Source organism: Kitasatospora sp. NPDC101155, from assembly GCF_044768305.1.
GTDB lineage: Bacteria > Actinomycetota > Actinomycetes > Streptomycetales > Streptomycetaceae > Kitasatospora.
The window spans coordinates 1-1,325 of sequence record NZ_JBIWPN010000162.1; the positions used below are offsets into that span (position 1 = coordinate 1).

The 1,325-nt window shown below is 74.1% G+C and carries 1 protein-coding gene; it reads left to right on the forward strand.

All coding sequences use genetic code 11. From position 1 onward, the window contains the following. Positions 1-20: 20 nt before the first annotated feature. A partial coding sequence (locus tag ACIRYZ_RS46565) for an acyltransferase domain-containing protein (protein WP_402955860.1) occupies positions 21-1,325 on the forward strand: 1,305 nt, incomplete at its 3' end.

A 1,325-nucleotide genomic window follows, 5' to 3' on the forward strand; every position in this document is an offset into this window, starting at 1 on the left:
TCAGCGGTACCAATGCCCATGTGATCCTGGAGCAGGCTCCCGAACTCGCCGTCGCGGAGCCGGTGGTGCCGGAGTCGGCGGTGCCGTGGCTGCTCTCCGGCCGCGAGCAGGCCGCGGTCTCGGCCTGGTCGGAGCGGCTGCGCCCGCTGACGGACCGGGCCACCGAGGTGGCAACCGGACTGGCCGGCCGCACCGCCTTCGAGTACCGCGCCACCGTGGTCGGCCGCGAGCCCGAGGACTTCGCCCGCGGCCTGGCGAGCCTGGCCCCGGTCCGCACCTCCTCCGGCAAGCCGGTCTTCGTCTTCCCCGGCCAGGGCTCGCAGTGGGCCGGCATGGGCGTCGAACTGCTCGAGGCCTCACCGGTGTTCCGCGACGCCATCGCCCGCTGCGAGGCGGCGCTCGCCCCGTACGTCGACTGGTCGCTCACCGACGCCATGGCCGACGCCGAACTGCTGGAGCGGGTCGACGTCGTCCAACCGGTACTGTTCGCCATGATGGTCTCGCTGGCCGAGCTCTGGCGCTCGCACGGTGTCGAGCCCGCGGCCGTCGTCGGCCACTCCCAAGGCGAGATCGCCGCCGCCTGCGTGGCCGGCGCGCTCTCCCTCGACGACGCCGCCCGCGTGGTGGCCCTGCGCAGCAAGCTGATCGCCACCGAACTCGCCGGCCGCGGCGGCATGGTCTCCGTCGCCACCGGCGCCGCCGAGGTCGAGACACTGCTCACCCCGTGGTCCGACCGCCTCTCGGTGGCCGCCGTCAACGGCCCGCGCACCGTCGTCGTCTCCGGCGAACCCCAGGCGCTGGACGAGCTGATGGCCGCCTGCGAGGCGCAGGAGGTGCGGGCCCGCCGGATCACGGTGGACTACGCCTCCCACTCCGCCCAGGTCGAGTCGATCGAGGCCGAGTTGGCCACCGCCCTGGCGGGCATCACGCCCTCGGCCGGCCGACTGCCGATCTACTCCACGGTCTCCGGCGAGCCGGAGCTGGCGCAGGACATGGACGCCGGCTACTGGTACCGCAACCTCCGCCGAACCGTCCGGTTCCGCGAGGCCATCGACGCCGTACTCGCCCAGGGCCCCGCCGTGTTCATCGAGGTCAGCCCGCACCCGGTGCTGGTCCCCAGCATCGCCGAGGCCATCGACGAGACCGAGGCGACCGCCGCCACCCTGGGCACCCTGCGCCGCGGCGAGAGCGGCCCGGACCGGGTCACGGCCAGCCTCGCCGAGGCCTGGACCCACGGCATCAAGGTGGCCTGGCACGACCTGCTGCCCACAGCCGCCGCCCCCATCGACCTGCCGACCTACCCGTTCCAGCGCCAGCGCTACTGG